Source organism: Streptomyces sp. NPDC030862 (assembly GCF_055571835.1).
Genome location: NZ_JBVIEN010000007.1, coordinates 372,124 through 380,953, shown reverse-complemented (window position 1 = coordinate 380,953; position 8,830 = coordinate 372,124). Strand labels below are relative to the sequence as shown.

The window sequence follows — 8,830 nt, the reverse complement described above, 5'->3', positions numbered from 1 at the left end:
ATGAATAGGAACGGTTAAACGCCGAACAGGTCTCTCCCTGTGCGCTGGAAACCCCCCCCCCCCCCCCCCTCTTCCCTCCCCCCCCCCCCCCCCCCCCCCCCCCCCCCCCCCCCCACGCCCGTCACCCACGGGCACTCAGGGGATCACGGCAGGGTCCACTTCTGGTTGGGGCCGGTGTGGCAGGTCCACAGGTGGACCTTCGTGCCGTCGTTCCAGGTCGCGCCCTCGGCGTCCAGGCACTTGCCCGACTGCGGGTTGCGTACGGTCCCGTCAGTCTGCGGCTGCCACTTCTGGGCGCCGGTGCCGTTGCACGTCCACAGCTGGATCTTCGTGCCGTCCGCCGAGCCGCCGCCGCTCACGTCCAGGCACTTGCCGAGCGCCCGGACCGAGCCGTCACCCGGCAGCGTCCACTTCTGGCCGGTCGAGCCGTTGCAGGTCCACAGCTGCGCCTGCGTACCGTCCGCGGAGGAACCGCCCGCCGCGTCCAGGCACTTGCCGTTGACGCCCTTCACCTCGCCCGTCCGGTTGGGGGGTGGAGGTGTGGTGCCCGCCGTTTTGACGCGGATGTTGCGGAAGGAGACCTGGTCGCCGTCGCCGTGGTTTTGGAGGCCGATGTGTCCTTGGCGCAGGCTGCGGGCCGGGTCGGTGTTGGTGAAGTCGTTGATCTTGCGGCCGTTGAGGAAGACCTCCAGTCGTTCGCCGGTGACGCGGATCTCGTATGTGTTCCACTCCCCCGGCGGGTTCAGCGCGGCGTCGCGGGCGGCGGTGTCGGCCGGCTTGAAGCCGTAGACGGAGCCGGTGGTGCGGTCGGGGGTGTCGGTGGCGTCGATCTGGATCTCGTAGCCGTTGTGCACCGCCGACCAGGGGTCGCCGGACGCCGGGAAGCCGACGAAGACCCCGGAGTTGTCGTCGTCGGTCATGCGCCAGTCGAGCTTGAGGGAGTAGTCGCCGGTGAACTCCTTCGCGGAGTACCACAGCAGGCCGAGGCCGCCCTGCGAGGTGAGCGTACCGTCGGCGAGGGCGAAGGAGCCGGGGCCCGCCTGTTGCCAGCCCGTCGTGCCGGATCCGTCGAAGAGCGCGGTGTAGCCGGACTCGGGACGGCAGTCGGCCTCGGTCATGCCCGCCGCCCAGCGGATGCCGCCGAGCAGGTGCCGGCGGAAGGCCGGTTCGGTGTAGGAGGCCTCGGTGTGGCCGCCTCCGGTGTAGAAGGCGCGTCCGCCCTGGTAGTCCTTGCACCAGGAGATCGGGTGGTCGCCGGCCATGTTCCCGCCGGTGTAGCTCGACTCGTCGAGCGAGGCCAGGACGTGGGCGGTGGTCCGCGGGTTGGTGCGGTAGTTGTACCACTCGTCGAACCGCTGCCAGCTCGTGCCCAGGTGGGCGGTGGCGTCGTGGGCCCGGTCCTCGACCTTGAGGGTGGCGGTCTGGTTGTGCGGGTGGGAGTGGAACAGCGCCCCGGCGAGGCCCGCGTAGAAGGGCCAGTCGTACTCGGTGTCGGCGGCCGCGTGGATGCCGACGTAGCCGCCCCCGCCCTGGACGTACCCCTCGAACGCGGTCTGCTGCGTGGCGTTCAGGACGTCGCCGGTGGTGGAGAGGAAGACGACGGCCTTGTACTGGGCGAGGTTGCCGGTGGTGAACGCCTGGGCGTCCTCGGTCGCGTCCACCGTGAAGTTGTGGGCGCCGCCGAGCTCGCGCAGGGCGGTGACGCCCTCGTCGATGGAGGAGTGGCGGAAGCCCGCCGTCTTGGAGAAGACGAGGATTTTGTACGCGGGGTCGGCGGCGGCGACCGCTTCCCGGACGGGGGCGGCCGGGGCCGCTTCCCGGGGGAGGGCGGTGGGGGCCGCGACGAGCGCGGGTGCCGCGGCCGTGCACAGCAGGGCTCCGGCGAGCCAGCAGCCCACCCTGGTCAATGTGTTGCGCATGTGTGACACCTCCTTCTCAGGGACGGCGGTTACGGCAGGGTCCACTTCTGGTTGGCCCCGGTGTGGCAGGTCCACAGGTGGACCTTCGTGCCGTCGTTCCAGGTCGCTCCCTCGGCGTCCAGGCACTTGCCCGACTGCGCGTTGAGCAGCGTCCCGTCGGCACGGGCCTGCCACTTCTGCGCGCCGGTACCGTTGCACGTCCACAGCTGGACCTTCGTACCGTCCGCCGTACCACCACCACTCACGTCCAGGCACTTGCCGAGCGCCCGGAGCGAGCCGTCACCCGGCACCGTCCACTTCTGCGCCGCCGAACCGCTGCAGGTCCACACCTGCACCTGCGTACCGTCCGCCGACGAACCACCCGCCACGTCCAGGCACTTGCCGTTGACGCCCTTCACCTCGCCCGTCCGGGCACCGGTGCCGGGGGTGGTGAAGTGGAAGTCGTCCACGTCGAAGAGCGCGCCCGTGCCGCCCTTGAAGACGAGGTGGAGGGTGGTGGTGGCGGCGGGCCGGTTGGTCAGCGGGGTGCCGACCTCCTGGAAGGTCTCCCAGCCGCCGGTGACCGGCACCGTCACCGTGCCCAGCAGGGTGCCGGTGGGCGAGCCGGCGCGTACCTCGATGGTGCCGCCCGTGCCGCCGGAGGAGACGCGGGCGGTGAACCGCTCGGCGTCGTCGAGGGCGTACGGCGTGAAGGAGATCCAGTCGCCGTTGTCGATGTAGCCGACCGTCTTGCCGCCGTGGGCGGGGGTGTGGCTGACGACCTGGACGCCCGAGGAGGCGCCGTAGTGCTCGGCCTGGCGGTGGCTGGGCTGGCTGATGTGCTGGTCGTGGCTGGTGAGGGCGGGCTGGCCGTTCGCGCCCTTGTCGGTGTACTCGGCGTCCCAGACGCCGAAGACGTTGGCGTTCGGGTCGTGTTCGCCGTCCGCGATGGTCTGCACGGTGCCGGAGCAGCCGGTCGCGGAGGTCTGCGGGTGGCCGTGGCTGTCGTGGCCGAGGATGAAGGTGACCTTGACCTTGGAGCAGTCGATGGTGCCGTCCTCGGGGTCGGTCACGGTGACCTTGAAGGGCACCGCCGCCCCGGGGTCGATGATCCGGCCGTCCACGGGCAGTTCGAGCTTCACGGTGGGCGCCGTGTTGCCGACGGTCACCTGGACGGAGGCGCTCGCGCTGCGGCCCGTGGAGTCGGAGACGGTGAGGGTGGCGGTGTACTGGCCGTTGGCCGTGTACGTGTGGGACGGGTTCGCGGCGGTCGAGGTGGCACCGTCACCGAACGCCCAGCGGTAGGTGAGCGGGTCGCCGTCGGGGTCGGAGCTGCCGGCCGAGGAGAAGGCCACGGTGAGCGGGGCCTTGCCGGAGGTGCGGTCGGCCTTGGCCTGGGCGACCGGGGAGCGGCCTCCGGTGATGTGCTCGATGCGGTAGAGCGCGGAGTTCGCGTCGCCGTTGAAGTAGCCGGTGCCGTAGTCGAGGACGTACAGCGCGCCGTCGGGGCCGAAGGCCATGTCCATCACCTGGGTGCCGCTCCAGGGGAAGGCGTTGATGGACTGGACGGTGCCGTCGGCGGTCTGGGCGATGCGCTTGATCCACTTGCGGCCGAACTCGCCGGCGAAGAAGTTGCCGTCGTAGCTCTGCGGGAACTTCACGGGCGAGGTGGAGGCGGCGTCGTAACGGTAGACCGGTCCGCCCATCGGGGACTCGGAGCCGGAGCCGAACTCGGGGACCGAGCCGCCGTCGTACGGGATCCACGCGGGTTGCGCGGGCGGCAGGTCGGTCAGGCCGGTGTTGCGGGGCGAGGTGTTCTTCGGGGCGGCGCAGGAGAAGGCCGCGCCGGAGGTGCCGGTGGCGAAGTCGTAGTCGGTGTAGGCGGCGTTCTTGCCGACGCAGTAGGGCCAGCCGTAGTTGCCCGCCTTGGTGATGCGGTTGAACTCGACCTGTCCGGCGGGGCCGCGCGAGGGGTTCGCGGTGCCCGCGTCCGGTCCGTAGTCGCCGAGGTAGACGGTGCCGGTCGCCTTGTCGACACTCATCCGGAACGGGTTGCGGAAGCCCATGGCGTAGATCTCGGGGCGGGTCTTCGCCGTGCCGGGGGCGAAGAGGTTGCCGGCCGGGATGGTGTACGAGCCGTCGGCGGCCACCTTGATGCGCAGGACCTTGCCGCGCAGGTCGTTGGTGTTGCCGGCGGAGCGCTGGGCGTCGTACGCGGGGTTGCGGGAGGCGCGCTCGTCGATGGGGGTGTAGCCGTCGGAGGCGAAGGGGTTGGAGTCGTCGCCGGTCGACAGGTACAGGTTGCCCTGCGCGTCGAAGTCGATGTCGCCGCCGACGTGGCAGCAGATGCCCCGGCTCGCGGGCACGTCGAGGATCTTCTTCTCGCTGGCGGTGTTCAGGGTGCCGTCGGCGTTGAGGATGAAGCGGGAGAGCCGGTTCACGCCGTCGTACGGGGCGAAGTCGGCGGCGGTGCCGTCGGCCGGGGCGTCACCGGCCGGGGTCGTGAGCTTGGGCGCGTAGTAGAGGTACACGTACCGGTTGGCGGCGAAGGCGGGGTCCACGCCGACGCCCTGGAGGCCCTCCTCGTCGTGGGTGTAGACGTCGAGCCTGCCCGAGACCTTGGTCGTGCCGGCGGCGTCGGTGAGGCGGAGGGTGCCGTCGCGCGAGGTGTGCAGCACCGAGCGGTCGGGGAGCACCGCCATGGTCATGGGTTCGCCCGTTTCGGCCACGCCCTTGGCGAGGGTGACCTGCTGGAACTCCTCGGCCGCGGCGGCCGCCGCCGGCGGCGCGTCGGGGGGTGGCGCCGCCGTGGCCGGCCCGGCGGGGGCGAGGAGCGCGCCGGCGAGGAGGAGGGCGGGGGTCTGCCGTAACCCCGAGGAACCGAACGTCCGGAACGGTTTTCTGCGCACAGAGTCTCCCGTGGGTGTCCGTGGGGGTCGGCAGGCCGGGGAAGGGGCCTGCCGGGGGAGCACCGGCGCGCGCCGTCGCGCCGAAGGTCACCGGCCGTCGACTCATGACCGGTGCATTTCAAGGAAGTTAGCGGGCTTGGTCCGGGCGCGTAACCCCTTTCGCACGCGGATTCCCTACTTCTTCCGCACGCAGGACAAAGCACTCAGAGGCCGCCGCGATCACCGCTCGGCGGCTCCGGGCTCGCCTCGGCGGCGCCCCAGGATGCCCCGGTCGTATCCGGCGGCGACCGCGGCGGCCCGGTCCTTGACGCCCAACTTGCCGTAGATGTGCGTCAGATGGGTCTTCACCGTGGCTTCGCTGATGAAGAGCTCGACGGCGATCCCGCGGTTGGAGGTGCCCTGCGCGACGAGTTCGAGGACCTCCCGCTCCCGGGCGGAGAGGGACCCGTCGACGGGTGCGGCGGGGTTGCGCACGCGCGTGACGAGCCGGGTCGCGACGGCCGGGGACAGCACGGTGCGGCCCTCGGCGGCGGCGCGGACGGCGGTGAACAGCTCCTCGCGGGGGGCGTCCTTGAGGAGGTAGCCGGTGGCGCCCGCCTCGATGGCGGGGAGCGTGTCGGTGTCGGTGTCGTACGTGGTGAGGACGAGGACCCGGGAGCGGGCGCCGCGCCGGGCGAGCTCGGCGATGGCCTCGACGCCGCTGCCGCCGGGCATGCGCAGGTCCATCAGGATCACGTCCGGGTCGAGGCGCTGGGCGAGCGCGACGCCCTCCACGCCGTCGGCGGCCTCCCCGAGGACCCGGAAGTCGGGGTCGGCGTCGAACATGCCGCGCAGGCCGTCCCGTACGACGGGGTGGTCATCGACGATCAGAAGGGTGATCTCACTCATGGCGGGCCAACGGTACGCGAGCGCTGATCGCGGTGCCCTGTCCGGGTTCGGTTTCCGAGACGAGACTGCCGGCGAGGCGTTCGGCGCGGGCGCGCATGCCGTCCAGGCCGAATCCGCCGGTGCCGCTGCGGGAGGGGACGGCGGCCGGGTCGAAGCCGGTGCCGTCGTCCCGTACGTCCAGCGTGACCTCGTCGCCCATGTACGAGAGCGTGACACCGGCCCGGGAGGCGCCGGAGTGCCGTTCGGCGTTGGCCAGAGCCTCCTGGGCGATCCGCAGGAGGGTGGACGCGACCTCGTCGTGGAGGGGTTCCTCGGTGCCGGTGACGGTGAACCGGGCGGTGATGCCGGTGCGTTCGGACCAGTCGGTGACGGTCTTCTCCAGCGCCTCGGGGAGGGTGTCGTGCTCCAGGGCGACGGGGCTGAGGTTCTGGACGGAGCGGCGCGCCTCGCTGAGGCTGTGCCGGGCGAGGTCGGCCGCGCGGCGCAGGTGCACGCGGGCCTGTGCGGGGTCGGTGCGCGCGTCGGCCGCCTGGAGTTGGGCGATGATCCCGGTGAGCCCCTGGGCGATGGTGTCGTGGATCTCGGCGGCGAGCCGTCGCCGCTCGTCCTCCACACCCGCCTCCCGGGCCTGGAGGACGAGTTGGTCCTGCAGGACGGCGTTCTCGGCGAGGGCCTGCTCCAGGCGGGCGTTGGTACGGGCGAGCTCGGCGATGGTGGCGGCGCGCTCGGCGGCCTTCTCGGCCTCCTTGGTGCCCAGGTGGGCGAGGCCGACGGCGAGGCCGGCGTTGAGGGCGAACAGGCCGCCGAAGGCGATCCATTGGAGGGTGGATCGGGGCGGGAGCCCGCCGGACTGGGAACCGGCCATGGTCAGGGCGACGACGAGCAGCCCGGCCCGCGCCAGGGCGGGCCGGGCCGGCAGGAGGTGGACGGCGTCGAAGTAGCCGACGGAGGCGTACACGGCGAAGAAGGGGTTGAGCCAGGTGAGGGCGAACGCGAGTGCGGTGCGCAGGAGGAAGTAGCCGGTCGAGGCGGGGCTGGGGGCGCCCGGGACGAGGGTGACCGGGACGGGCCGTGCGCATGCGCCGCCCTCCCCCGGTACGGGAACGGCGGGCAGCCCGCGCTGGTGGGCGGTCCACCAGAGCTGGAGGGCGAGCGCGGCGCCGGTCAGGGCGCCGGCGGCGGCCGTCTCCGGTCCGTCCATGGCCGCCTCCTCGGCCGAGGCCCAGACCGCGGCGAGGAGGGTGGCGACGGTGAGGAGGCCGTACGGGCCCCAGCGGAAGAACTGCTGCCAGCGCTCCTCGACCGTCGTCCCGCCCCTGCTCACGCTCGTGCTCACGCTCGTGGTCACTTCGCCCCCCGCATCGTCACTCCCAGCGGAACCAGCGGACCGCCGCACCGGCGGGGACCACCGCCCACAGGGCCATCACCCCGAACACCGCCCACCCCGGCCAGGCACCGCCCGCGGCCGCGTCGAACGCGCGGGAGGCGGCGCCGTACGGGGTCCACTCGACGATCTCGCGCAGCGTACCGGGCATCACCTGGACCGGCACCCAGACGCCCGCGGTGAACATGGCCGGGAAGGCCACGACCGCGCCGACCGCGGTGGCGGCCTTCTGGGTGCGGGAGACCGCGCAGACCGCCGCACCGAGGGCGAGGCTGCCGGCCGTGGCGAGCAGCAGGGCCACGGCGTAGCCGGGGATGTCGCCCGGCAGGGGAACGTCGAACACGAGCCGGCCGGCCGTGACGACGAGGAGGCAGGAGACCAGCACGGCGGCGGCGTGCAGGGCGAGCTGCGCGGTGAGGAGGGCGGCCGGGCGGACCGGTGTGGTGGACATCCGGCGCAGGATGCCGCGCTCCCGGTAGCCGGCCAGGACCGGCGGCATGGCCTGGATCCCGGCCATGATGAGGGCGAAGAGTACGGCCACGGGGAGGTAGAGGTCGATCACCCGGCGACCGCCGAGATCGGCGGAGGGCTCGCGGAAGGAGGGGATGAGGCCGAGGACCACGAGGAGCACCGTGGGCGCGGCCATCACCCAGAACAGGGTGCCGGGTTCGCGCGAGAAGAGGCGGACCTCGGCGCGCAGGACCGCCCGTGCGGCGGAGGCGGAGACAGCGGTGGGGGCCGCAGCGGTGGGGGCAGGGGAAGGTGCAGGGGCGGCGTTCATGACTGGTCGGCTCCCGTGAGGTCGAGGTAGGCGTCGTCGAGGGTGGCCTCGGAGATCCGCAGGCCGCGGGCGGTCACGGCGCGGCGGGCGAGCAGGTGGACGAAGGCGTCGACGGTCGCGTCGGTGCCGGTGACGACGGTCCGGCCGTCCCGGGTCTCCACGCCGGCCGCGCCCGGCAGAGCCAGCAGGTCGGCCCGGTCGAGGGGGGTGTCGGCGGCGAAGGAGACGGTCCGCGCGGCGGCGCTGCGGTCGATGAGCCCGGCGGGGGTGTCGAGGGCGGTGACCCGGCCCTTGTCGATGACCGCGATCCGGTCGCAGAGGCGCTGGGCCTCCTCCATGAAGTGGGTGACGAGCAGGACCGTCACGCCGTGCGTCCGTACGTCCTCGACCAGGGTCCAGGTGTCGCGCCGGGAGTGCGGGTCGAGTCCGGTGGTGAGCTCGTCGAGGATGACGGCACGCGGGTTGCCGATGAGGGCGAGGGCGACGAACAGCCGCTGCTTCTGTCCGCCGGAGAGCCTGCCGAAGCGCGTCGTCAACTGACCTGCGAGACCGAGCCGTTCGACCAGGACGCGCCAGTCGGCGGGGCGGTCGTAGAAGGACGCGTACAGCCCGAGCACCTCGCGGACGGTGAGCTTGGGCTGGAGCTCGCTCTGCTGGAGCTGGACGCCGAGCAGCCGGGTCACCTGCTCGTGGCGGGCGACGGGGTCGAGCCCCGCGACCCGCACGGTCCCGGTGTCGGGGGCCCGCAGGCCCGCGACACACTCGATGGTGGTGGTCTTCCCGGCGCCGTTGGGGCCGAGGATCCCGAAGATCTCCCCCTCCTCGACCGCGAAGGAGACGCCGTCGACGGCCTTCCGGTCGCCATAGGCCTTGTGCAGGTCCTGAACCTCGATCATGGGCATGGCCCAAGACTCGTCCGCGGCGGCCGCCGGCGGTATCGGCCATCGCGCTCGACCGGCGGTCAACCGAT

The 8,830-nt window shown here is 72.5% G+C and carries 6 protein-coding genes; all 6 read right to left on the bottom strand.

The annotated features are described in order from the left end of the window. Positions 1-143: 143 nt before the first annotated feature. The 6 genes from ACZ42X_RS21085 to ACZ42X_RS21060 all read right to left on the bottom strand — a co-directional run bounded on the left by ACZ42X_RS21085 (position 144) and on the right by ACZ42X_RS21060 (position 8,762). Entirely contained in the window at positions 144-1,919 is a 1,776-nt protein-coding gene (locus tag ACZ42X_RS21085) for a ThuA domain-containing protein (protein ID WP_468292124.1), read from the bottom strand. A 29-nt stretch (positions 1,920-1,948) separates the two neighbouring features. Then, positions 1,949-4,807 carry a lectin gene (locus tag ACZ42X_RS21080; protein ID WP_468292121.1) on the bottom strand — a complete coding sequence of 953 codons (2,859 nt, stop codon included), beginning with the start codon at positions 4,805-4,807 and terminating at the stop codon, positions 1,949-1,951. A 219-nt stretch (positions 4,808-5,026) separates the two neighbouring features. Further along, positions 5,027-5,695 carry a response regulator gene (locus ACZ42X_RS21075; RefSeq protein WP_468292118.1) on the bottom strand — a complete coding sequence of 223 codons (669 nt, stop codon included), beginning with the start codon at positions 5,693-5,695 and terminating at the stop codon, positions 5,027-5,029. After that, positions 5,688-7,031 carry a sensor histidine kinase gene (locus ACZ42X_RS21070; protein WP_468292115.1) on the bottom strand — a complete coding sequence of 448 codons (1,344 nt, stop codon included), beginning with the start codon at positions 7,029-7,031 and terminating at the stop codon, positions 5,688-5,690. The genes ACZ42X_RS21075 and ACZ42X_RS21070 overlap by 8 nt, the downstream gene beginning before the upstream one ends. A gap of 28 nt (positions 7,032-7,059) precedes the next feature. Then, positions 7,060-7,860 carry an ABC transporter permease gene (locus tag ACZ42X_RS21065; protein WP_468292112.1) on the bottom strand — a complete coding sequence of 267 codons (801 nt, stop codon included), beginning with the start codon at positions 7,858-7,860 and terminating at the stop codon, positions 7,060-7,062. Next, a complete protein-coding gene (locus ACZ42X_RS21060; RefSeq protein WP_468292109.1) occupies positions 7,857-8,762 on the bottom strand; it encodes an ABC transporter ATP-binding protein in 906 nt (301 codons plus the stop codon). Before ACZ42X_RS21060 ends, ACZ42X_RS21065 begins: the two co-directional genes overlap by 4 nt. Positions 8,763-8,830 lie beyond the last annotated feature (68 nt).